The following is a 24,724-nucleotide window of genomic DNA, read 5'->3' on the forward strand; positions in this document are numbered from 1 at the left end:
CTTAAAACATATCAGCCGGGTTAGCGGATTTAAGCCGGTGTATCGCCAGAAAGCCGGCTACGGCGCACATAAACAGAATAAAAACAAAAACGGTGATGATTTTGTCGGGTGTCATCAGCATGGGTATAAAAATCTGTGATTCAGCCAGATAGTACAAACTGTTTGAAAGCAGATATCCTGGGACGAAACCTAAAACAGCCAGAATAAGTGCGGAAGCAAATACCATGCGGACAAAATAGCCATGTTGATAACCCATGGCTTTCAGTGTGGCAAATTCAAAACGGTAATTGGTAATTTCGGTGAAAAGAATCTGGTATACAATCACCATACCAACGATAAGCCCCATTACGGTGCCAAAATTGAAAATAAAACCAATGGGTGCCGTATTTTCCCAGTAGAGCCGTTCATGTTCAAGAATCTCTTCATAGGTATAAATTCTTACAAAATCATTTAATTGTTCGCGCAATTCTTTTTTTACCTGCGCAATGGGTGCGTCTGGATGAAGCCGTATTACACCGATATCAATGTCGTTGGCACTTCTGTTGGGAAAAATTCGTAAGAAATTCAAATCGCTGGTCACTATATTGCCATCAGCGGCAAATGAAATGCCCAGCTGAAATATGCCTACAATTGTGACCTTGTAATCGTTGACTTCTGTCCTGTTCTGTCCGGCTTCCAGCATTTGGCGCACAGGACCGAATTCAGGACGCGAGTATTCATCAAACATAACGTTATCTTTAATCCTTAACGCATGTTTCATTTTTCTTATGGCTTCAATATCAAGCAGATCAGTATCCGGATCATAGCCATAAACGATCAGCGTGCGTTTAACCTGGGTGTCCATCGCTTTGAAGGTTGTCAGCGACAAATACAATGGCGCTACTTCTACCACAGCCGGGTGTCCGAGTGCGCGCATGAGTTCACTGCGTTTAAACTGCGTCGGGCGCCACATAGCTTCGCTTTGCTGGTGTATCAGGAATAAGTCACCATTCAGCTTCAACGGCATGGAAGCCGCGCTGGCGTACAGCGAGTCCTTAAAGCCCAATTGCATAAACACCAGTACGCAGGCAAATAAAACACCACTGATGGCGGCGGTCAATTTTGGTTTGTCGTGAATTAATTGCCGCCAGGCCAGACGTGCCGGAAAATACCATGCATTAATGAATTTCACGGTTCGATTTGCACGCGTACTTGACGGAAAATCTGGTGTCTCAGATCATTGACCGCATCCGATTCCAGTGTCAAGCGCACTTCAACAATACGATTGTCTCTATCAGCCAGTGGATCGGTATCGTTTAAGTCATTTTTTTTAACCTGATACCCTAGCTCCCTGACTCTGGCGTTATAAATCTGTTCAAAACCAATGGCGTTGATACGAGCATTCTGTCCAACTTTGATTTTAGGCAAATCTGATTCGTAAATCTCGGCAACAATATCCAGTTGCGTTAAATCCGCCATTTCTAGAAGCCCGTGATCATTGATTCTTTCGCCGGGCCGTGTCAATATCTTTAAGACAGTTCCAGAGATCGGCGCAAAAATAATTGTATTCCTGAGCTCCGCTTCGGCGATAAGCAGTTGGGATTTGGCATTTTCAATTTCCGCCGAAAAGCGCTGGATGTTCAATTGTGATTGCTTGAAGGCCAGATGCTTATTTTCCGCCAGCGAAGCGGTGGTCATTGATTTTTGCGATAACGATTCATAGCGCTGGTGCTCCTTTTGATTAAACGTTAGCGCCACTTTTTCAGATGCCAGTTGTGCTTCCAGTGCTTTGATACGGGTTTTCGCGGCGGCAACTTCCGCTTCTCGCTTTTTGTAATCGGACAACAATGCCAATCTCGCGCCCGATTCAACTTGATCGGACTCCTGAAAAAATAACTGTTCCACTCTGGCACCTTCAGGACCTGCATTATGCGAAACCTGAATCACCCGGGATCGCGGCTCAATATAGCCTAACGCACCTATGCCAAAGTTTTTATCAGTAAAATTGACCGCGTCTGCGTATCCGTATCCGGTAAAGGCTAAGAAAACAGGCAGCGCAATTAAAATTAAGCTTCTGATGATACTGCTTAAATATTTCATTATTTTGTTCTTTGCACACAGATTATGCTGCTCAAATCACTTAAGTGTGTCAATAAGCTGTTAATCTGAGTCAGCAACCAGGCCATCATCGATCCGTCCTTGCCAGTCTTCCATCCACTTCATAAAATCATCAGCCTGAAGCGGTTTGGAGATAAAATTTCCCTGTGCAAAGTCACAGCCAGTTTGACGAAGAAATGTCCAGTCATCTAAATCTGCGACCCCTTCAGCAACAACTTCCATGCCCAGCTGTTTGGCCATAGACAGACTGGCGTCATACATTGCTCGCAAAGTTTCATCCGCCCAAGCGTGATGCACAAAGCCCTGATCAATTTTGAGTTCGTCGAAAGGAATATCCCGCAATTGCGCCATTGAGGAATGTCCGGTGCCAAAATCGTCAATTGATAAATGAAACCGCTTGAGGCGTAATCGCGTCAGAATTTCAAGCGGAACACGCGTATCAGCACCCATTAACTGGCTCTCCGTCACCTCAAGTACGATACTTTGTGGCGAAACGCCATTTTCAATGGCGAGATTCACTACAAGATCCTGGAAATCCAGGGATGCCAGATTATCCATTGAAACATTAATCGCTACACGTAGCACTTGGCCACTTTCATGCCAGATCTTGGCCTGCGCCAGCGCTTGTTTAAGTACAAGACAGGTCAAATCATTGATCAAGCCACCTTTTTCTGCAATGTGAATGAACCGATCCGGCATCACAAGCCCATCTGTAGGGTGGTGCCAGCGTACCAGTGTTTCCACACCGATCACATCACCCGTCGCCACCCTTACTTTCGGTTGGTAATAGTTTACCAATTCATGGTTGGAAATGGCCGATTGCAACATTTGCGCGCTATATACTTTTGCTTCAGGCTGAAGCAGGTGCGGTTCTTCAGGTGGCTTCCATTTTTGGGTAATTGCAGCGAGCTTATCGGGACTGACCGGTTTGTGCAGATACCCCAGCATGGGTATTTTATGTGCATGAACCAGCTTTTCTGCAGTTTTTAACATCCGTTCATCCTCTCCGCTGACCAGAATAAGACTGCCTTGGTACTTTCGCTCCACCAGATAGCGTACAAATTCTATACCATCCATATTCGGCATATTGAGGTCCAGCAAAATTAAATCCGGGCAAGTGTCGGTATCATCGATTTTGGCAAGTGCGTCCGAGCCGTTGTCACAAGATTCTACCGACTCTAATCCTTGATTATTAAGCATTTTTGTAAGAATTTTGAGCATGAATGTGTCGTCGTCGACTATCAGAATCTTAATATCGGTGGCATTAGGCATGACATTCTTTTTTTTCTAAAAGCTGCATTTTGAAGATAATAAATAAAAATTAATGCTGTATAAGCAAATGATCATAGATGAATTTTATTGATGAGAACAGAGATTAAATAAAATTTAAGTGAAAAATTTTCAACTTGTTATTGCAGCCCTGAATCTAGCAGGGGAATTAGAAATGTGCAATGCGGTTGTCCGATACTGTAGCGAACAAACTTTTCGCTTGTTTCAAAATGGAGTTTTCAGCGACCTGTTAGCCCTTGTTTTGCATGCGCAGTCATCGCGCAATATACTGATCATTCATTATCCGAAAAAATAGAGGCATATATAATAATGACGCGTAAAGATGTGGAGATTCTCGAAAGAACAGTTTGTTACAAAGGGTTCTTTGGTATAGACCGTTACCGCTTGCGCCATCGCTTATTTAAGGGGGGGTGGAGTCAACCGATCATACGCGAATTATTCGAACGCGGGCATGCGGCGGCTGTCTTACCTTATGATCCGCTCAGAGACGAAGTAATCTTGATTGAACAATTTCGCGTAGGTGCCATGGATACGCCAAATGGTCCGTGGTTGTTGGAAATCGTTGCCGGCATCATTGAAACCGATGAAAAAGCGGAGGATGTGGTTAAACGTGAAAGTCTGGAAGAAGCTGATTGTGAGGTTACTGATTTGATTCCACTGTATGATTATCTGGTTAGCCCCGGTGGCATGACAGAACGGATCGCGTTATTTTGTGGTCGTGTGAATACCCAGTTTGCGGGGGGCATACATGGTGCAAAAGATGAGGGAGAGGATATCAAGGTACATGTCGCCTCCTTAGAAACGGCGCTGCAGTTTTTAGAGGCAGGAAAAATTAACTCGGCCAGTGCAATTATTGCACTACAATGGCTGATATTGAATCGCGATCGTGTGCGGGCGCAATGGCTGGCATGAAAAGTTTTTAACAATCGGTTAATGACGTGGGTACAGGCATGCACAATTCGAAATTAAATTACAGCATCATTTTTCTCTTTGTTTTCTGGTGGCCACTGTTATTATTCGCACAGAGTTCGCAACAGGCTATATGGTTAAATATTGACGGCGCTATCGGTCCCGCCACACAAGATTACCTTCAGCGCGGCTTTGACAAAGCCATAGAACAAAACAGCCAGATCATTATCCTGCAAATGGACACGCCTGGCGGACTGGATGTTTCCATGCGTGCGATTATTCGGGATATTATTGCTTCACCAGTACCTGTTGTCGGTTTTGTCTCTCCGAGCGGTGCGCGTGCAGCCAGCGCCGGAACATATATCCTGTATGCCAGTCATATCGCCGCTATGGCGCCTGCCACCAACCTTGGCGCGGCTACGCCGGTACAAATTGGTGGCCTGCCAGGTTCGCCAGGCAAGGATACCTTTGACAAATTTCAGGAAGATGAAGGCGCAGCAGATGGCGCATCACAGGATCCCATGTCAAACAAGATTGTCAACGATGCTGTCGCATATATCCGTGGTCTTGCGCAGATGCGAGGCCGCAATGCCGAATGGGCAGAAAAGGCGGTACGCGAGGCTGCCAGCCTGACAGCGGAAGAGGCGCTGGAAAATGACGTCATTGACCTGATTGCGACTAGCATTCCGGATTTATTATCTAAAATTGATGGACGCATCGTCAATATTTCGGGTCAAGCGTTGACATTATCAACGAAACAAATGGTCGTCGAACACTTTGAACCTGATTGGCGTACACGCTTGCTGGCTATTATTACAGATCCGAATATCGCTTATATTTTGATGCTGTTTGGTATTTATGCATTGATTTTTGAATTTTCTAATCCGGGCATGATTTTTCCAGGTGTCGTCGGCGCTGTTTGCCTGGTATTGGCATTATTCGCATTTCAAGTATTACCCATTAACTATGCAGGGCTCGCATTACTAATGGTTGGCATCGCTTTTATGCTGGCAGAAGTATTCGTACCCAGTTTTGGGGCGCTGGGCATTGGTGGCATGATTGCGTTTGTCATCGGGTCTGTGATGCTGTTGGATACCGGTGTTCCCGGATATGGAATATCCATCCCACTTATTGTGACGGTTGCTTTACTATCGGCCGCATTTTTCATGGCAGTTGTAGGCATGGCGATCAAAGCACGACAGCGTCCGGTGGTCAGCGGTATGGAACAGGTTGAACAGAGTACCGGAGAGGTGCTGTACGATTTTGATCGACAGGGCTGGGTCAGAATTCACGGTGAAAGATGGGAGGCAACAACCAGGGTACCGCTAAAAAGAGGTGAAAAAATACGGGTGACCGCAGTTAATGGACTGGTTTTGCAAGTTGAACCTTATTCGAACACTGCAGATTCGCAAGATACCGCAAGTCAAATCAAGGAGGGTTAATCGGATGGAAATTTTATTGATTATTCTGAGCATTGCTGTACTTTTTTTTGCCAGTGCTTTCAAAGTGCTGCGGGAATACGAGCGCGGCGTGGTATTTCAACTTGGCCGCTTCTGGAAAGTGAAAGGCCCGGGGCTCATTATCATTGTGCCTGTCATTCAGACCATGGTGCGCGTTGATCTTAGAACAATTGTCATGGATGTACCCAGCCAGGATGTCATTTCGCGTGACAATGTTTCCGTCAAAGTGAATGCGGTCATCTATTTTCGTGTGATTAACCCTGAACGTGCCATTATTCAGGTCGAAGATTATGATGCCGCCACCAGTCAGTTGGCGCAAACCACGCTGCGCTCCGTATTGGGGCAACATGAACTTGATGAAATGCTCGCCAGCCGGGAAAAACTTAACAACGACATTCAAAAAATTCTGGATGAACAAACGGAAGCCTGGGGTATCAAGGTTGCCAATGTCGAAATCAAGCATGTCGATATCAATGAATCCATGATCCGGGCCATTGCCAAGCAGGCAGAGGCTGAACGCGAACGGCGTGCGAAAATTATTCATGCCGAAGGCGAATTGCAGGCATCACATCATCTTCTGGAAGCCTCGCAGGTGCTGGTCAAAGAACCGCAGGCATTACAGCTACGCTATCTGCAAACACTCACTGAAATCGCCGGAGAAAAAAGCTCAACCATCGTTTTTCCACTACCCATGGAACTTATCGTGCCTTTGCAAAGAATTATTGAGAAGCATGCAAATCAGCAGGATAGTAATTCCAAAAAAGATGCAAATGTATAGTGTCAATCAGTTCGCTATCCCGAAGACCGCGTACTGTGCTGTATATGTTGCCCGCGAAAAATGCGATGTGGAATTCGATGTGGTGGCCAGCATTGCGATTGACAATACGGACTCAGCTTGAGCCCAGCCTAAATGAATCGCTGGTCTGGTAAACCCGTTCCAGCACGCCGTACGTAATGTGATGTTCCAGCTCGGATGCTTTTTCAGTGGGGCAAAATACGATGACGGTGATCACGCGTTTGGCATATTCATTTGTGCTGATCAGGATACGCGGTTCCGGGCCGGGAACATCGACACCGGTTCTTTTCTCAATAAATGCATTGTAACGTCTCGCAATTTCTATAAAATCCGTTGACAGCTGATTAACTTCACTGACAATCCATTGCTGGATTCTCATTACGTTTAGATGTGGCTCAATGGTGATACTGAAGCGGTGAAACACATAACGTTTGAAAAAATTCAGGTTTTTGATTGATACAGACAGAAAAAGGCTGTTTGGTATTACGATTGTTTTGCCGGTAAAGCTGTAATCGTTGGGTGATCTGTCCAATTCCTGCAGTGTGGTGGAGAACATGTTGTAGTCGATGACTTCACCCTGATGCGATCCCACCTCTATCCAGTCACCAATAGTGAATGCGCCCGTGCCCGCGCGCAGCATGGCGCCGCTGAAACATAGAATCAATTCCTTCGTCGCAATAACTAGTGCCAGCGTTACAGCGGCAATGGAAAAAGCAAAATTCTTTAGCTCCGGCCACCAGATTGCCAGCAATCCAAGAATAATAATCAGCCAGCTGAAATTTTTGACACTGGTAATCCAATGCCGATGGCCATCGGTCAGGATTTCCCTGTTGCGTTTGATCAGGTGCACGAACAACATTCGCAGTGATAGCACAGCCACTATCAATGTACAGCTTTGGACAAGCTGGTCGTCCAGATAAATTAAAAGAAGCTCAGACATGTATAGATCAGGTTTAAATGAGAGTTTTATATTGTTTCTTTAAGAATTGTAACAAAAACAGGGTTGTGTGCATGTGGTCTGTTCAGTATTCAATACCTTTGAGAAAGAATCAATTGCTGCAACAACATCCTGTCGATAGTTTTTGCTATATTTTCAAAAAAATCTTTCAATTGATTTTCTGGTATAGCTGTTATGTCCGTTGTTATGATGTGTGTAAGAATTACGCCTTTAAAATCACATTGCTGTCGTGAGCGTAGCAAAGATAAAACATGCGCGTCAATTGTTCGCAACTATCATGCTGGGCAGACGCTGCAAATTTTCATATATTTGTTCTGAATGTATGTCCAGGATTCCCGCATGGATTAATTCTTCAATGTTGCTGGCTGCGTTGGGTTTCTTGGTAAGGGAATAACCCTTGTCAGCGAAACCTGTCTTGCCGGTAATGCTGGGAAACTGACTGGCCCCATCATTCTTGAGTTGATGTAGTGCTGGCAGGCTGTTGAATAACTGTCTGTGTTGCTATTGTGGGATTTAGAAAGTTAAGCCTGGTTGAAATAAGCTGTTTTATTGGCGGGTGCACCCGAACCGGCAGTTCGGTAAATTGGTGGACTTAATGACAACAATTATGTCCATATTTACAGTCCAGCTCAGGTGCGCTTTCTCAAAGGTCTCGTTGATTGGAAAACAGGAGTACTGGTAATCCGAATTAAATACGGACACTGGTGCCATCAAATAACGGTACTGTCAGCGAAAAGTTTTCACCATACGTAAGCTTTTGTTCCTCGAGCATGCCCAGTGCAATCTGTTCACCCAACCGTAACGATTCGATGTAATCGGTGTAGTAGTGAACACCGGCCCAGTCTCTACCGATTGAAATATTACCGGCGAGCTTGTTCAATTCACCTTCGACGGTCAGTGTGTCGGGATAGATGGTGCTGACATCAAACAGTGACGTGCCATCGGCATTTGCTTCATAAGCAAAACGTGATCCACCGGACTTCAATTCCCATCCATGATCAAACCATGCCTTGAGAATCGTAACGCAAGCACCGGCTACGGTTGCATGTCCTGCGCCATAGGATGGGTGGGTTGGTGATCCTTCCGAAAAAGCCATCGGCAACAGCCAGTTATCATGTGTCCCATTTCGGGTTTCAATGACATTCGCAAGCTGGGAGGTGCCCGAAAATGCCGCTTCCATATTTGTCAATGCTGCAAGACGATTTCTGATTGTACTGTTGCCGTTACGGCGCTGATACAACCAACCGCCGACTGCTTCGGGTCGCAACCGCCGATGAATGTTGAATTTCTGGTAACGTACAGCCTTTAATGCCCGGGTCGCCACTTCGGTTACCAGTGTCAAAATATGCGGTCCACCGAATTGAGCAAAGCCCTGTTGCTTGTCTTTGTAGTCGGCCAGCTGGAATGGCAGGCCACGGTCAAAAGGTGCTTTCAAGCCCAGCAGAATGAGACAGGCGTTCAAGTAGGCTTCGTATAATGCATCATGATGCACATAAGTTGCAATGTCACGTGGCCTGGCAATAAAACGATAGCCAGCTTCGTAGCTTTCACGGTTGCGTACATCTGCGCCGTTTTGTACATCCAGCCATTCATTCCAGTTTTGCAGATAATCCACTTCTTCACAAGCGATACGAACACGTTGATCAGCACGAATGGCGCCATAAGCTATTTGTCCGTCGGTAATGGATTGTGCATTGGCTATACCGGTGTTGCCGATCAATAGAAATTGTGAGATATAGGGGCCCAGTTGTTCGCCGGGGGTGACGCCGCGAAATAGTTTTTCCAGAGGAACTGGCGTGGTTCCGTTTTCACTGAAAATACGCCTGCGCTGCAATGAATCGGGCAGCCGGTCAGTTGCACCGTTTAGATCATCTGTACGGTCAGAACGGAACCACCAGAATCGTTTCAGGGAATTCCGTGCGCTTTCGGTTGTCGCATTTGTGGCCCAATTGCGAAAAGGAATATCACGGCAGATTGCCATCCAATAAACTTCTGCCATCTCTGCAATCAATTCCTGGCTATCCAGTGAAGGGCAAGGCGGCATCGTCACCGATTGTGCATCAGGCCCTTCCAGATCATGGGTCAACCCGGCGCCCTGACTTTCCCAGGCACGTATACCGGGTGCGGGTGGATCGCTATAAGCATGTGACCAGTTGAGTAAGGGAGGCGAGTTCGGGTCCGCAGGATTGGCGTATTCAAAATCACCGTTTGGTTGAAACGGGCCGGGGCCAATGCGTAAACCGGCAATCTCGCTTTGCTCACCCGAGTCAATGGCGCGAACCCAGGCGTCATAATCGGATGGGTTTAATAAAAAACCATCTTTATCATGCGGCAGGCATTTTGTAAAATTACCAATGTAAGTTGGCGCGTTGTTTGCACGCGGGTCATTGTCACCGGAAATATTCTCGAAACGGAAGCGGTTCTCATCCCCATTACTATAATGGGTCGGATGGACGCGTGCTGCTGCGAGTTCAGCTGCAGCTTGTCGAACTGCAAGAGATTTTTGTCTTCGGTATTGCATACGGCCTCCTAGTATAAAGATTTATACAGATAATGATAAATTAACAATTTAACTTAAATTTATCATGGCAAAGGTGATGTAAAATACAGCTTACAGCTTTGCTTAAAGATTAACACTGGTCTTTATTAAATGCTGAAACATCACCTTTGTTGCAACCTGATGACTTCAGCACGCTTGTTGCTGGTTGTGTTTTTTACTACCGGATCCCAACTGATGACTTGAATCAAGTTCATCCATGTCTTGGGAAGCACAGGATGCTTGAGCTTCCGATGTGGCATTCAATCTTTTTAACTCGCTTCTTGAAGTGCTCATTTTATTATGGCTTGTGGCCATTCCAATTCGTTGCACGTCGCTGCTGATATAATCATTTGCAATGACGGCCGTATTTCCAGCGATTAATAGTGACAGCATACAGAAAACAATAAGCGTTTGGGTATATTTCATCAAATTTCCTTTAGATTAATGAGAACATTTTCAAAAAATGGCCATGTTGTATTGAATCGATAACGAGATTCAATCAAACACAGCGTTAGTACGCAATCAACTGAATGATGATGAATTTAGTTCGCTTTCCAGCGTCACTTGCAGAGGCAGGTTTTGCCTCTGCAAGTGACGTTGAAAACTGACCTGTCGAGTGATTACAGGATGCGTCGTCACCGCGTTGCAGCATTTGTCAGGGGCTACGACGACTGACAGCGAATCCTGTGAATGCTGCACACGTCATTCTCAATTGATGGAGTACAAGTCTAATAAAAGGCAGGAAATGTTTCTGTGAGATTTCACACAGGTAACAGTATATTTAACTGCGCCCGGGGAAAACACTGTGATCTGATTTTGATCCGGATTTATCAAATGTGTTGATTAATAGAAAGTCGGCAGTGACATGCCCATCCACAGCAGCACCAGAATAATCATGGTGATGCCTACACCTATGGTACCGACGATCATGCCGATGAGGATAGTGATGCCATCCTTGCTCAGCAGGCCTAATGACATAATGAGAATGCCCCATCCTGGAGGAAAATTGGTCAGGGGTATGGGAAGTGAGATAGACAAAGCGAAAACAAACGAAAAAATACCGATAATTCTCTCCCAGGTATGTACGCTGATATAGGTCAATCTGGGTTGCAGTTTTTTCTCAATTTTTTTTAACCAAGGACTCGCTTTGGCGATCAACTTTTCCAGACTGGTGCGTTTGATTTTCTTCTTTTCGATCCATGCTGGAAGCCAGGGCGCCTGCATGCCAATGATCATTTGCACCGAAAAAATGAACAATGGGATGGCAAAAAAAGTTGTGTAGCCTGGGGGCACAGGTACCGGAAGGCAAAGTGGCAGGGCGGCGATTGCCAATAGCACACCGAAACCACGTTCATGCAGTGAATTCTTGATTTCTCCCACAGTCAGGGTATCGCTTCGATAGACAATGACAACTGTTTCCAGTAATTCAGAGGTAGATCGTTCTTTATTATTATCGTTGTGATTAGTGCTCATCGGTTATTTCCATTTATTTCACGGTATCATTTCAGATAAACGGCGTTTGGTAAAGTAACAATGAGTGACCAGCTCTTATGTTTTAGTAAAGTTCATTTAAAAAGATTGTGCCGGCTTCTGATATGGTGTGTGTTTATTCATGTCGGAGTGCGTCAACGGGTTTGAGCGAAGCTGCTTTCCTGGCAGGATAAAAGCCGAAAAAAATACCGACAGCGGACGCAAACATAAAAGCGAGTAGTATCATGCTAAGTGTGATGACAACCAGCATGTCAACAACCTGACTGACAATCCATGCACCGCTGATCCCGAGCGTCACACCGATCATCCCACCCATAAAACATATCATCATGGCTTCCAGCAGAAATTGAATCAGAATGGCACGCCGATTGGCGCCGACTGCCATGCGAATACCTATTTCACGCGTACGCTCCGTGACGGATACCAGCATGATATTCATAATGCCTATGCCACCCACCACCAATGAGATGGATGCTATTGCCCCCAGTACAATGGAAAGAATTTTTGCTGTCCCGGTTGCGACGTCAGCGATCGCAGTTAAGTTGCGCACTGTAAAATCATTTTCCATACCGTCGGAGATGCGATGACGTTGTCGCAAAAGTTGCGTGATTTCAATTTCAGCTTCTTCCATGAGTGCGGCCGATTTCCCCTGAACCAACATATAGCGAATGGACCCTGGGAATTGGTTGCCGGTGATTTGACGCTCGCTGGTCGTAATGGGAATAAAAACATTGTCATCCTGATCGCGCCCGCTCAGGCTTTGTCCTTTAGCGGCCAGAACGCCCACAACGAGAAAGGGGCGGTTGGTGATGCGGATGGTTCTGCCAACAGGATTGACTGTGCCAAACAGGTTGCTGGCTGTTACGGAACCGAGGACGGCAACCCGTGTAGCTGACCTGACATCAGATTCAGAAAATATTGTGCCATCTTCGATTACCCAGTTGCCAACGGAGAAATAGTCCGGCGTGGTGCCGGTAATCGTTGTGCTCCAGTTCTTTGCACCGAAATTCAGTTGAGCCGTACCGCTGATTACGGGGCCGGTGGCGTTGATTGACGGTAATTCATCAATTGCTCTGGAGTCATTGACAGTCAGGGTTTTGACGCTGCCGCTGCCGAAACTCAAACCACCCGATGAAGTTGCGCCCGGCAGCACAATAAATAGATTGCTGCCCATCGTTTCAATAGATTGATTAATTTTGGTTTGTGCGCCTTGCCCTATTGAGAGCATGAGGACGACGGCCGCTACACCGATAATCATGCCAAGCATGGTCAGTCCGGTGCGTAATCGGTTCATGCGCAAAGCACGCAAAGCTTCTCCAATGATGGTGACAAGATTCATCTGATTAAGTTGTTAAATATATCAGTTAGATTATGTTGTTGCCTTTGTTTTTTCAGGTAAAAGGTTGTTGAAAAGCTATCTGTGTTGCCACTGTTCCGTAAAAACAGACTCAAAATGGCCACTTATTATACGAATCATAGATGCATAACTCCGCTTTTTATTCTGCATATTATGTGCCTCACCCTTCAGGCCAGTTTTCAGTTGTTCAAAATCTGCTTGCAGTAGTTTTATCATGGGTTGTTGTCCTGCATTGACTGCTTTGAGAACGTTTCTCGACAATCTGTTAAATATTTGGACAACCTGTCAATCAATCATATGTCCGTACCTGAGTTGTGTGTAAGCGCTTGTTTTCCGTCATATACAATGCTTCCGTCCCTGATCCGAATCAGTCGTCTCGAATAAGCAGCGATTTCATTTTCATGTGTCACCAGTACAATAGTCATGCCTCTCTCACGGTTGAGCTGTTCGAATAATGCCATAATTTCTTCGCTTGTTTGCGTGTCAAGATTGCCTGTGGGTTCATCAGCGAGTATCAATGGGGGGTGGTTGATGAGCGCGCGACTGATGGCCACGCGCTGCTGCTGGCCGCCTGACAACTGATTGGGGTGGTGCATGGCAAATTTCTCCAGTCCGGTGCGGCGTAGCTGTTCAAGCGCTTTTTTACGGCTTGTGACGCGGTTCTCGCCTGCGTAGAGCAGCGGTACGGCGACATTGTCCAGTGCGGTCATCCGGCTTAGCAGATTAAAGCCCTGAAAAACGAATCCAATATAACGATTCCGAATGCGTGCCAGTGCATCATTGGATAGCGTCGCAACATTCTGGCCTTCCAGCCAATAATCACCGCTGGTGGGTGTGTCAAGACAACCCAGAATATTCATTAGTGTTGACTTTCCTGAGCCGGAATGACCCATAATGGCGACAAACTCACCTTTTTCGATGTTTAAGTTGATGTTTTGCAACACAGGGTTCTGAATCGTTTTTCCACTAGCATCAATAAGATTATAGCTTTTGTACAGATGATCGATACGGATTAAGGCTGATGACGCGGCGCTGGATTGAGGTGTTAACATCAGAACATTCTGAATCTGAATTTAGTTTCCGAATCTTTTTTCTCACTTTTCTCCCGAATAATAACCGAATCCCCTGCCTTGACGGTGCCGGTAACGATTTCAGTAAAATTGCCATCGGTGATGCCGGTGATAACAGGGGTTGCGACAGGTTTGCCATCAATCAGGCGATAGAGTGTGGACTCATTATTTTGTCTGCCTGGCTGCTGACTGTCACTTGCTGCCGGATCTTTAGGTTGATAGCGTAATGCGGCGTTGGATGCGCGCAGTACATTTTGCCGTTGATCAACGACAAAGTGGATGTTGGCGGTCATGCCCGGTAAGAGTATGCCTTCATCGTTATTGACCATGGCGACAACATTGTAGGTAACTACGTTTTCCTGTATGGTTGGATTGAGGCGGACTTGTTTGACTGTGCCGTTAAATGTACTGTTCTGGTAGGCATCTACGGTAAAATTGATCGGTTGGTCTATACGTAATAGTCCGATATCCGCTTCGGCGACACTGATGTTGATCTGCATTTCACGTAAGTCTTTGGCAATCTGGAACAGAATGGGCGTCTGAAAATTCGCCGCAACAGTTTGACCGATATCAACATCGCGTGCAATAACAACGCCTGAAATCGGTGACTTGATAATGCTGTAATTCAGATTGGCGCGATCCCGTTCAACCTGCGCCCGGCTGACCGCCAGCAGTGCGCGGGCCGCATCCAATTCCTGTCTGACAATGTCCAGCGCTTCAGAAGAGATAAAACCCGTTTCATGTAAGGTGCGATGGCGCCTTAGTTTGCTGTCAGCAATATTGTATTGTGTTTGTGCACTGAGCAGATTGGCTCTGGATTGCTGTAGTTGTGCCTGTAGTAAGGCAGGGTCCAGTTCAGCCAGAATCTGGCCGGTTTCGACCTGGTCGTTGAAATCGGCGTGCAGTTTGGCCACGGTGCCGGAAACCTGTGTGCCTACATTGACAAGTACGACCGGGGTCAGCGTGCCGTTAGCGGAAATGGTTTGGATGATATCGCCACGATCAATTGTGCGCGTCAGGTAAGGGTTGATTTTGGCTACATTGTCATCTCGCATATACCAGTAGGTGGTAATCGGAATAAGTAATAGCGCAATGATAACAATAGGTTTTGTGTTGCGAATAAACATGCGTATAAATTGAGTCGGGTTTAAGGAGTATCGTGCAAACAAAGTGCCAGAGTGGCAGGATAGAAATGGCCAGCAGGCTGGTGACATTCTATGGCGCCTGAAGTTTCGGTGTAAACAACTGATTCATAATGCGCATCAACACCCTGTGAATTCGGTCCTTTCTCCAGACTGCGTCTTGAAAATACGCGCATGACGAATTTCAATGGCCTGTTTAGCGCTGATGTCTGCATATTTGTATTTGAATCCGGGTGAATTGTTTTATTATTAATTTTTTTATAAACCATGGCTGGGCTGTTGTCAGCAAATAAAATAAAACAGCTATTCGCTTTAATGCATCAAAAAATTGTTTCAAAATAGTGCGTTTTGCTACGATGGTTGGTTTTGAACTGCTTCCAAGCTTTGTACACTGAGACAAGCTGTGATAGGGCCGGTTCAATGGGTTGAGTCGAAGTGCCGTGATCTTTTTCATGTTATTTCAGTAAATAAAATTGACTGAATGCTATCGTGTTTATAGTAAACTTTCCAATCACTTGTTAAAATTGCGACCTTAACGTTTATAAAAACATTTTACTTAACAATAATACTAGGATTGTCCATGACTATCGAAGATTTTCGTCCTTCTAAAAAAATAACAACATTTTATCCACCCCAGCGCATGTTAATGGGTCCAGGTCCATCTGATACGCATCATCGTGTTTTATCCGCCATGGCACGCCCGACGCTCGGCCATCTTGATCCGGTTTTTGTAATTATGATGGAAGAGATCAAAGAACTGCTACGCTATGCATTTTTGACCAAAAACAAAATGACGTTCTCAGTTTCAGCTCCCGGCTCAGTCGGTATGGAAATGTGTTTTGTCAACATGATTGAACCGGGTGACAAAGTGGTTGTATGCCGTAATGGTGTGTTCGGTCCGCGTATGGTTGAGAATGTTGAACGTCATGGTGGTGTGGCCGTAGTCGTGGATGACAAATGGGGTGAGCCTGTCGATCCGCAAAAAGTGGAAGACACTCTTAAACAACATCCTGATGCCAAAATTCTGGCTTTTGTTCATGCTGAAACTTCGACGGGCGTATTGTCGGATGCCAAAACACTTTGTGAAATTGCGCGTCGTCACGATTGTATGACAATTGTAGATACGGTGACATCACTCGCCGGGTCGCCAATCAAGGTGGACGAATGGGGAATTGACGCGATTTATTCCGGCAGCCAGAAATGTCTTTCATGTCCGCCTGGATTGTCACCGGTCAGCTTTTCCGAGCGCGTGACTGATTTTGTAAAAAAACGTAAAGTGAAGGTGCACAGCTGGTTTATGGATATAAACCTGTTGCTGGGCTATTGGGGATCATCTACACGTACATATCACCATACCGCACCAACCAATGCGCTTTATGCGTTGCATGAATCTCTGGTGATGCTGTCTGAAGAAGGACTGGAACATTCATGGGCACGGCATAAACGTAATCATGAGGCATTGAAGGCAGGTTTTGAGACGATGGGTATACAATATGTGGTTGATGAAAAATATCGGTTGCCACAACTGAACTCGGTTTTTATTCCGGACGGTATTGATGATAAAGTTGTTCGTGCCAGATTGCTCGATGAATACAGTCTGGAAATTGGCGCCGGACTCGGTGACTTTGCTGGAAAAGTCTGGCGTTTTGGTTTGATGGGTACATCCAGCAGGGTCGAGAATGTACTGACATGTCTGAATGCATTAGAGGTTGTATTGTCGGATATGGGTATGAATCTGAAGCGTGGAGCTGCGGAAGCAGCTGCGCATCAGAGCTATGCAGCGAATCCGATGTCTTAAGGCTTCATTTTCTGGAAAGGCGTACTTGTGTTTTTTGAAGTTTGTCTTTGCGTAACATAAAGTCTAGGCCGCTTTTCTGCTTTTGATTCTACTAAGCGGAAGAGCGGCGCTTAAATAACTAACCTGGGATGATCCGTTCATCATGCTTCTGGATTTTCCTCTTTCCATTGTTGCTGCATCACTGTTAGCATTTTTTGTATCCTATTTTTCAATTGTATGGCTGATCAAAAGGAAGAACGCATCGGTTCTGGATTATCCTAATTCGAGATCGCTGCATACTGTTCCGGTATCACGTGTTGGCGGTGTTGGATTGTTATTTGGCGCGCTGTCAGTATGGATTGCTTTTTCGGCAGTGCTTCCTGTCCCAGTGTGGCTGGGCATTATTGCGCTGTCGGTTATATCTTTTGCCGACGATATCTGGTCAATGCCTGTTGGGTACCGGTTATTTGTGCATACTCTGACTGCACTTGGGTTTTGCATCACTCTACTGCTTGATGCATATGGATGGTTACCGGTGATGATCTGTGCACTGGCGGTGATATGGACATCAAACCTGTTTAATTTTATGGATGGATCGGATGGGCTGGCGGGTGGAATGGTGTTAGTCGGATTTGGTTATTACGGATTGGCGGCCTATCTGTCCGGAAATGTCAATTTTGCCTTGGTCAATTTTTCGCTTGCTGCAGCGTCACTTGGATTTTTGTTTCATAATTTTTATCCGGCGCGAATTTTTCTAGGTGATGTCGGCGCTGTTCCGCTAGGTTATTTCGCGGCCGTGATGGGGTTGCTGGGATGGATAAACGATTTGTGGTCGCTATGGCTGCCGTTATTAATTTTTTCACCCTTCATTGCCGATGCGACAGCTACACTTATTAAACGGAGTTTCCGCGGTGAGAAAATCTGGATGGCGCATCGCGAACATTATTATCAACGGATGGTGCAAAGTGGTTTCGGGCATCGTAACACGGCGTTGCTGGGCTATGGTCTCATGCTCATTGTAGGGGCATGTGCTCTATGGGTGAATAATCAGGATATGAATATTCAGTTTATGGCTGCAGCCATTTGGGGATTTATTTATCTGGGGTTAATGTTGATGGCAGATTTGGGTAAGAAGCCTTACTCGGGTGATATATAAGATGTTTGGAAACAAGTACGGAATACGTTCAGTTATTGCATTTTCCCATGATCTGGTTGCTGTGGTTTTATCCTGGTTACTTGCCTTCCTGTTTTATGCAGATTTCAATATCTCCGTTACGCCCTTTGTTCTACTGTTGGATTCAATGCCTTGGATTCTGCCGACACAGGCAGTTATTTTTTTATGGCTAGGGTTGTACAGGGGATTGTGGCGTTATGCCAGCCTCCCTGATCTGAAACGTATCACGGTAGCAGTATTGCTTAGCGGGGTCTTAAGTACAATCGTTTTTTGGAATCTGGGGTTGCTGGGCGTCATACCGTATTCGATTAACGTGCTTGCGCCGATTTTATTGTTGCTGATCATGGGGGGGAGTCGCCTGGTTTATCGTGCATGGAAAGAGCGGCGACTTTATAGTCTCGAAAATTATGAAGGTAAACTGGTGCTGATACTGGGTGCAGGAAGCACAGCGGTTAATCTTGTTAAAGACCTGGCAAGCAGCCGAGATTGGCATGTGGTTGGCATGTTGGATGATGATCCAAGAAAGCTGGGTACACGTTTGCGTGGTGTGCGCGTGTTGGGCGTAATTGATGACTTACCGCACTGGGTGCATAAATTGAATGTGGGTCATGTCATTATTGCCATGCCATCGCTTTCGCATCGCGTGCACAGACATGTATTGGAAATGTGCTCAGAAATGGGAATCAAAGCCATGATTGTGCCTTCCTACCAGGATCTCATTAGTGGTAAAACGACCGTGTCACAAATTCGAGAAATCCAGCTGGATGACCTTTTGGGTAGAGCGCCAGTTGTCCTGGATGACGAAGGACTGCATGGTTTTCTAACTGGAAAAACGATACTTGTAACAGGCGCGGGAGGTTCAATCGGTGCTGAATTATGCCGTCAGATTATCGCATTTGAACCGGTGCATCTTGTTTTGTTCGAACTCAATGAATATGCGCTCTATTGTGTGCAGGAGGAGTTTCAGGAGGAATTTCCCGATACGTCCATGTCCTTTGTAATTGGAGACATCAAAGATAGCGCACGACTTGAACAGCTGTTTATACAGTTTTCCCCGTCCGTTGTCTTTCATGCCGCAGCTTATAAACATGTGCCGCTGATGGAAAATGAAAATGCCTGGCAGGCGGTTCTCAATAATGTCATGGGTACTTACGTTCTTGCCAGTACAGCTATTCGTCACAAAGTAGAGAAGTTTGTGCTGGTTTCAACCGATAAGGCAGTTAATCCCGTTAACATTATGGGTGCGAGCAAACGTCTGGCGGAAATGGTATGTCAGGCAATGCAGCAATCGATAAAAAATCATGAACAGATTACCTGTTTCGTAATGGTGCGCTTTGGCAATGTATTAGGCAGTGCGGGCAGTGTTATTCCAAAATTCCGCAAACAAATTGCCAGTGGGGGGCCAATCACAGTTACGCATCCTGAAATGACCCGATATTTTATGTCGATTCCAGAGGCCGCACAATTGGTTTTGCAGGCGGGCCTGATGGGTGGTTCGAAAGGTGGTGGAGAGATATTCGTGATGGATATGGGCGATCCCGTCAAAATTACGGAGCTCGCCAGTGATTTGATTCGTTTATCCGGATTGGGAGAAGATGATATGCGTATCATTTACACCGGATTGCGTCCCGGGGAAAAATTGCACGAAGAATTGTTATCTGCAAATGAAAACACAGTACCAACGCCGCATACGAAATTAAGTATTGCGCAGGCGCCCGAAGTCAATGCACAGTGGCTGGTTGCATTCGTAACGCGTTTTGAAAATATTAAAACACTCGGCGATGAAGAGGCGCGCAAAGAACTGGCGCGGTGGGTGCCTGAGTATTCACCGAACGGTGAGAGTGTGCATTGATTTATTTTTCTAGATTTTTTCAGCTATGACGCCATTTTCCAGCAGGAAAATACGATCGATATGATCTATAGTTCTGGGCATTGCATGCATCAAAATGATTGTAGTACGATTTTGCGTAAGTTTGGCGAGTATCTCATTCAATGACGTTTGGTCAGATTGCAGCCATAAGTCGTCAATAATCAAAATGGATGGCTTTTTAAGCATTGCACGCGCGATTGCAATGTGTTGCCATTGTTGAAGGGTCAGGTTCGTGCCTTTTTCATCAACCCGGGTTTGGAACCCGTCCGGCATTTCACGTATAAAAGTCGAAGCCCGGGCGCTGTAGGCGGCGGCTGTGATGCTTGCTTCATCGGCACATTCGGTTGAGCCATAAGCAATGTTGCCCGCGATTCTGTCATTCAGAATAAGCGATTCACTTGAAATCAGGGCAAATTGAGCGAGTAAATCAGCATGCTTGATTTCAGTAAATGGGTTGTCGTCCAGTAGCATTTTGCCTGTTGTTGGTTGATAAAAACCAAGCATCAAGTCGACGATTTGTGATCGTAGATGTTTTGTTTTGCAAATTATGGCAACAGTTTCACCGGACCTGATTTCCAGATTAACCCTCTGCAACATCGGCTTCTCCAGTTTCTGGTCGAAAAAACTGATATGATCAAAAGTCAGTTTGCCTTGTGATTTGGGTAATGTCTTGTCGCTATCATCAGAAACAGTGTGCTGATCAAGTAGCGAGAATACCTGTTCCAGATATTTTTGCGCAACCTGTAATGCACGGGGAATACTTGCCAGCCGCCTGATGGGCGTAATCAATAACAGCAATGCCGTAATAAAAGCGCCTGTTTGTTCCAGTGTAAATGCGCCTTTCAAAATCTGCTGAGTGATTAAATAGGTGATCGCCACGACAATGAGCATCATGACAAGCTGGCACAACGTGGCAACGAAGGCTATGTAGTTGATTTGTTGCATGTCATTATTCTGTATTGACTGCGCGTCGTTTTTCAGACGCTGACATTCTTGTTGCTGACCTCCATATAATCTGATCAGCCGATAGTTTTCAATGGATCTCTGCAAGTGGCTGGTAAGTTTGTTGACAGCCGGTGCGTGAGTATGTGATTTTACATCTTTTTGATTCTGAACGATTTGCAGCATGATGACGGCAAACGGAATCAAAAGCAGTACTAGTAATGCAAAATTCTGGTCTAGCCATGCCAGGCATAATACCAGGCTGATGACAATAAGCGTATTTCGGACAAGTATGGTAATGATCTGCACCGTCGAGCGGGAAGTTTGTTTGATGCTGATCAACACAGTATCAATTGCGTGATGTTTATTCAGATTTTGATAATATTGGTGTGGTAAGTTAAGCAGTTTGTCAAACAGAGCGCAGTTAAGTTGCATGCAGAGACGATTGCCTGCTTTTCGCATTAGATAATGACCGCCATAATCGGCGAGGCTGCAAGTAATCAATAACATCATCATTGTTAACATGCCTGTTTGTATGGCTGCGGCATTTTTTTCTACAAAAGAAGCAAGGAGTATCTGTTGGATCAGAATGGGAAGTATTGACAGGGTGACCGCTATGATCAAAAAAAATAGAAATGCCCAGAGGATGACTGTCCAGCAGGAAGTCATTTCTTCTATAAGACGTTTATAGTAGTGTCTGTGAATCATGAATATAAAAGCTGTATTAGCGATAGATATTTAGAATGTGAAGAGTGAATTTATTCGGTCGGCGCGTCTTTTAGCCATTATTCTAAGCCAGAAGTGCCTTTTGGGGTTTATGTAATTATGCAGGCATATAGTACAATGGTGTTTTTTTGTTTTAACAGTTTTTTATAGAGAATTTCTACTACAGATTCGGAATTGAATGCAAATGCTGCAATTGTTTTGCTTCGAAGCTAGAGCCAGAGAATATCGACAGTGATTACATCGACAATACAGTCCAAGCAAGATAATACGCTTCCTCAAGTGCGTCATAAAAAGGGTATTGTCCTGGCTGGCGGTTCTGGAACTCGTCTTTATCCTGTAACACAGGCAATATCTAAACAGCTGCTGCCGGTTTTTGATAAACCGATGGTGTATTATCCGCTCACTACATTGATGCTGGCAGGTATTCGTGACCTGCTGATTATATCGACACCTCAGGATATATCACATTATGAACTGTTGCTGGGCGATGGACATCAATGGGGTATTAATATTACTTATGCTGTCCAGCCGTCACCGGAAGGGCTGGCGCAGGCTTTCCTCATCGGTGAATCCTTTATCGGCAGTGACCATTCCGCGCTTGTGCTCGGTGATAATATTTTCTACGGCCATGATTTACATCATTTGTTATTAAGCGCTGTGGAACGCCCCTCAGGTGCGAGTATTTTCGCCTATCATGTGCACGATCCGCAGCGTTACGGTGTTGTTGAATTTGATACGAATGGACGGGCCATCAATCTGGAAGAAAAGCCGCAACAGCCCAAATCTAACTATGCGGTAACCGGTTTATATTTTTATGATCAGCATGTTGTTGATTATGCGAAAAGCATTCGACCTTCACACCGCAATGAACTTGAAATTACCGACCTTAATCGAATTTACATGCGGCAGTCGGCACTGCATGTTGAAATAATGGGTCGCGGTTATGCCTGGCTCGATACCGGTACGCATGAATCACTATTGGAAGCGAGTCATTTTGTGGCGACCATTGAACATCGGCAGGGACTCAAAATTGCCTGTCCGGAAGAAATTGCTTTTAAGCAGGGCTGGATTGATGCGGCGAAGCTTGAAGCACTAGCAATGCCCCTTGCCAAGAATGGGTATGGTCAATATTTGTTACAGGTACTGAAACGCGAGTATTGAGAAAAATTCCTATTGATTGATTTTTTTTAACTATGAAAGCAACACAACTGGCAATCCCTGAAGTTATTTTATTAGAGCCGAAAGTTTTTGGTGATGAACGCGGATTTTTTTTTGAAAGTTTTAATCAGCGTCAGTTCGATCAGGCAATTGGCAAGCATGTCACGTTTGTGCAAGGAAATCATTCCCGTTCTGTCAAGCATGTTTTACGTGGGTTGCATTACCAGATCAAGCAACCGCAAGGTAAGCTGGTACGCGTTGTTGCCGGCGAAGTTTATGATGTGGCTGTAGATATTCGCCGATCATCTCCGACTTTTGGTCAATGGGTGGGTGAAATTCTGAATGCCGAAAACAATAAACAGCTCTGGGTGCCTGCCGGATTTGCGCATGGTTTTGTTGTACTTTCGGAATATGCCGAATTCCTGTACCAGACAACCGAGTACTGGGCACCTGAACATGAACGATGCATTATCTGGAATGATCCAGCGCTGGCCATTGACTGGCCCATTGATTGCCAGCCCGTTCTTTCGAACAAGGATGCGCAGGGAAAACCCTTCGAATTGGCAGATGTTTATATGAATTAATATCTTGTTAAGGCTCTGAGATGATAGTCTGATGATGAAACAGAAATCGGTTTATGTGTGCACAGAATGTGGTGGGCAGACGTTGAAATGGCAAGGTCAGTGTCCGCATTGCCAGTCCTGGAATACACTGATTGAAACGGTGACAGAAAAGCAGATGTCACGTTTCAGCCCGGTATCGGAAACAGGCAAGGTGCAGAATCTGAGTGACATCGAGGCATTTGAAGAACCGCGCTATGCTACTGGTATTTCCGAAATGGACCGAGTGCTGGGAGGCGGTTTGGTTCGTGGGGGCGTTGTGCTTTTGGGCGGAGATCCTGGGATTGGCAAGTCTACTTTGTTGTTGCAGGCTTTGTCCCATATGTCGGGATATCAACAGGTTCTGTATATCAGTGGAGAGGAATCAGCACAACAGGTGGCATTACGTGCTAAACGTCTGACGTTGAATGTTCAGGCGGTGCCGCTTTTTGCAGAAATCCAGCTGGAAAAAATTCAAGCGGCGCTGAACGAACATAAACCACGTGTTGCGGTCATTGATTCCATTCAGACTATTTATTCGGAAGCGTTGCAGTCTGCGCCGGGTTCCGTGGCTCAGGTACGTGAATGTGCTGCACAATTGACGAGACTGGCCAAAGCCAGCGGCACTGCTATTATTCTGGTTGGTCATGTTACCAAAGAAGGTGCATTAGCGGGGCCACGCGTGCTGGAACACATGGTTGATACCGTTTTGTATTTTGAAGGCGATATGCATTCCAGTTTTCGATTGGTCCGCGCTTTCAAAAACCGGTTTGGTGCAGTCAATGAACTGGGCGTTTTTGCCATGGGTGAGAAAGGCTTGCGCGAAGTCAGAAATCCATCGGCATTGTTTTTGTCGCATCATGACGGGCAAGTGGCGGGTTCCTGTGTCATGGTGACTCAGGAAGGCACGCGCCCACTACTGGTAGAAATTCAGGCGCTGGTCGACGAAGCACGCTCTCCGCATCCCAGGCGATTGTGTGTCGGCCTGGAACAGAACCGGTTGGCCATGTTGCTGGCCGTTTTGCATCGCCATGCCGGTGTCCCCTGTTTTGACCAGGATGTTTTTGTCAATGCGGTAGGGGGTGTGAAAATCACAGAACCCGGCGCGGATCTCGCAATTCTGCTGGCGATCGTTTCATCTTTAAAGAATAGACCGCTGATAGAAAAAATGGTGGTGATCGGTGAAATTGGCCTGGCCGGTGAAGTGCGTCCTGTGCAGCGCGGACAGGAGCGTTTGAAGGAAGCAGCCAAGCTGGGTTTTACACGCGCGATTATTCCGCTGGCCAATAAACCCAAGCAGGCTATTTCCGGTATTGAAATTACCGCTGTCGGCAGAATCAGCGAGGCAGTTGCGCATATGTATGGGTGA

At 45.8% G+C, this 24,724-nt stretch carries 21 protein-coding genes; 9 read left to right on the forward strand and 12 right to left on the reverse strand.

Translation table 11 applies throughout. The features are described from left to right. Position 1 precedes the first annotated feature (1 nt). From devC to C8R11_RS09060, 3 genes are read right to left on the reverse strand one after another with little or no spacing between them, the layout of a single operon-like run. Positions 2 to 1,171, reverse strand: coding sequence for an ABC transporter permease DevC (gene devC, locus C8R11_RS09050; RefSeq protein WP_244907617.1), 1,170 nt, complete (start codon positions 1,169 to 1,171; stop codon positions 2 to 4). Beyond that, positions 1,168 to 2,079, reverse strand: a complete 912-nt coding sequence (locus C8R11_RS09055) for an efflux RND transporter periplasmic adaptor subunit (protein ID WP_107795419.1) — start codon at positions 2,077 to 2,079, stop codon at positions 1,168 to 1,170. Before C8R11_RS09055 ends, devC begins: the two co-directional genes overlap by 4 nt. A 60-nt stretch (positions 2,080 to 2,139) precedes the next feature. After that, complete coding sequence (locus C8R11_RS09060; protein WP_107795420.1) at positions 2,140 to 3,369, reverse strand: EAL domain-containing response regulator; 1,230 nt, start codon at positions 3,367 to 3,369, stop codon at positions 2,140 to 2,142. Positions 3,370 to 3,678: 309 nt separating this feature from the next. Here C8R11_RS09060 and nudF point away from each other — a divergent pair, with 309 nt between their 5' ends. From nudF to C8R11_RS09080, 3 genes are read left to right on the forward strand one after another with little or no spacing between them, the layout of a single operon-like run. After that, positions 3,679 to 4,299, forward strand: coding sequence for an ADP-ribose diphosphatase (gene nudF, locus C8R11_RS09070; RefSeq protein ID WP_425320581.1), 621 nt, complete (start codon positions 3,679 to 3,681; stop codon positions 4,297 to 4,299). A gap of 38 nt (positions 4,300 to 4,337) precedes the next feature. After that, positions 4,338 to 5,738, forward strand: a complete 1,401-nt coding sequence (locus C8R11_RS09075) for an NfeD family protein (RefSeq protein WP_107795507.1) — start codon at positions 4,338 to 4,340, stop codon at positions 5,736 to 5,738. Positions 5,739 to 5,742: 4 nt separating this feature from the next. Further along, entirely contained in the window at positions 5,743 to 6,534 is a 792-nt protein-coding gene (locus C8R11_RS09080; RefSeq protein WP_107795422.1) for a slipin family protein, read from the forward strand. A 112-nt stretch (positions 6,535 to 6,646) separates the two neighbouring features. Here the strand turns inward: C8R11_RS09080 and C8R11_RS09085 are convergent, their stop codons facing one another. The 8 genes from C8R11_RS09085 to C8R11_RS09120 all read right to left on the reverse strand — a co-directional run bounded on the left by C8R11_RS09085 (position 6,647) and on the right by C8R11_RS09120 (position 15,324). After that, complete coding sequence (locus C8R11_RS09085; RefSeq protein WP_107795423.1) at positions 6,647 to 7,492, reverse strand: mechanosensitive ion channel domain-containing protein; 846 nt, start codon at positions 7,490 to 7,492, stop codon at positions 6,647 to 6,649. Between the two features lie 706 nt (positions 7,493 to 8,198). After that, positions 8,199 to 10,031, reverse strand: a complete 1,833-nt coding sequence (locus C8R11_RS09090; RefSeq protein ID WP_107795424.1) for a vanadium-dependent haloperoxidase — start codon at positions 10,029 to 10,031, stop codon at positions 8,199 to 8,201. 165 nt (positions 10,032 to 10,196) lie between these two features. Further along, positions 10,197 to 10,475, reverse strand: coding sequence for a hypothetical protein (locus tag C8R11_RS09095; protein ID WP_107795425.1), 279 nt, complete (start codon positions 10,473 to 10,475; stop codon positions 10,197 to 10,199). A 417-nt stretch (positions 10,476 to 10,892) separates the two neighbouring features. Next, complete coding sequence (locus C8R11_RS09100; RefSeq protein WP_090699396.1) at positions 10,893 to 11,522, reverse strand: exopolysaccharide biosynthesis protein; 630 nt, start codon at positions 11,520 to 11,522, stop codon at positions 10,893 to 10,895. 133 nt (positions 11,523 to 11,655) lie between these two features. After that, on the reverse strand, positions 11,656 to 12,879 hold the full coding sequence (locus tag C8R11_RS09105; protein WP_090699394.1) for an ABC transporter permease: 1,224 nt from the start codon (positions 12,877 to 12,879) through the stop codon (positions 11,656 to 11,658). A gap of 311 nt (positions 12,880 to 13,190) precedes the next feature. Then, positions 13,191 to 13,949 carry an ABC transporter ATP-binding protein gene (locus tag C8R11_RS09110; protein ID WP_107795426.1) on the reverse strand — a complete coding sequence of 253 codons (759 nt, stop codon included), beginning with the start codon at positions 13,947 to 13,949 and terminating at the stop codon, positions 13,191 to 13,193. After that, complete coding sequence (locus tag C8R11_RS09115; protein ID WP_107795427.1) at positions 13,949 to 15,094, reverse strand: efflux RND transporter periplasmic adaptor subunit; 1,146 nt, start codon at positions 15,092 to 15,094, stop codon at positions 13,949 to 13,951. The genes C8R11_RS09110 and C8R11_RS09115 overlap by 1 nt, the downstream gene beginning before the upstream one ends. Before the next feature lie 20 nt (positions 15,095 to 15,114). Further along, complete coding sequence (locus tag C8R11_RS09120) at positions 15,115 to 15,324, reverse strand: hypothetical protein (protein WP_146159102.1); 210 nt, start codon at positions 15,322 to 15,324, stop codon at positions 15,115 to 15,117. 365 nt (positions 15,325 to 15,689) lie between these two features. On the opposite strand from C8R11_RS09120, the gene C8R11_RS09125 reads away from it, so the two are divergent. The 3 genes from C8R11_RS09125 to C8R11_RS09135 all read left to right on the forward strand — a co-directional run bounded on the left by C8R11_RS09125 (position 15,690) and on the right by C8R11_RS09135 (position 19,912). Then, positions 15,690 to 16,907, forward strand: coding sequence for a pyridoxal-phosphate-dependent aminotransferase family protein (locus C8R11_RS09125; RefSeq protein ID WP_107795429.1), 1,218 nt, complete (start codon positions 15,690 to 15,692; stop codon positions 16,905 to 16,907). Positions 16,908 to 17,049: 142 nt separating this feature from the next. Next, on the forward strand, positions 17,050 to 18,042 hold the full coding sequence (locus tag C8R11_RS09130) for an MraY family glycosyltransferase (RefSeq protein WP_107795430.1): 993 nt from the start codon (positions 17,050 to 17,052) through the stop codon (positions 18,040 to 18,042). A 1-nt stretch (position 18,043) separates the two neighbouring features. Beyond that, complete coding sequence (locus tag C8R11_RS09135) at positions 18,044 to 19,912, forward strand: polysaccharide biosynthesis protein (RefSeq protein ID WP_107795431.1); 1,869 nt, start codon at positions 18,044 to 18,046, stop codon at positions 19,910 to 19,912. A 9-nt stretch (positions 19,913 to 19,921) separates the two neighbouring features. Here the strand turns inward: C8R11_RS09135 and C8R11_RS09140 are convergent, their stop codons facing one another. Then, on the reverse strand, positions 19,922 to 21,541 hold the full coding sequence (locus C8R11_RS09140; RefSeq protein ID WP_181258214.1) for an ABC transporter ATP-binding protein: 1,620 nt from the start codon (positions 21,539 to 21,541) through the stop codon (positions 19,922 to 19,924). Between the two features lie 336 nt (positions 21,542 to 21,877). Between C8R11_RS09140 and rfbA the strand changes: the two genes are divergently transcribed. From rfbA to radA, 3 genes are read left to right on the forward strand one after another with little or no spacing between them, the layout of a single operon-like run. Then, a complete protein-coding gene (gene rfbA / locus C8R11_RS09145) occupies positions 21,878 to 22,759 on the forward strand; it encodes a glucose-1-phosphate thymidylyltransferase RfbA (RefSeq protein WP_107795433.1) in 882 nt (293 codons plus the stop codon). Positions 22,760 to 22,791: 32 nt separating this feature from the next. Continuing rightward, the gene (rfbC, locus tag C8R11_RS09150; protein ID WP_107795434.1) at positions 22,792 to 23,340 is read left to right on the forward strand and encodes a dTDP-4-dehydrorhamnose 3,5-epimerase; all 549 of its coding nucleotides are present in this window, start codon (positions 22,792 to 22,794) and stop codon (positions 23,338 to 23,340) included. Positions 23,341 to 23,371: 31 nt separating this feature from the next. Further along, positions 23,372 to 24,724 carry a DNA repair protein RadA gene (gene radA, locus C8R11_RS09155; protein ID WP_090699377.1) on the forward strand — a complete coding sequence of 451 codons (1,353 nt, stop codon included), beginning with the start codon at positions 23,372 to 23,374 and terminating at the stop codon, positions 24,722 to 24,724.

Source organism: Nitrosomonas aestuarii (assembly GCF_003046585.1).
In the GTDB taxonomy this organism is placed as follows: Bacteria; Pseudomonadota; Gammaproteobacteria; order Burkholderiales; family Nitrosomonadaceae; genus Nitrosomonas; species Nitrosomonas aestuarii.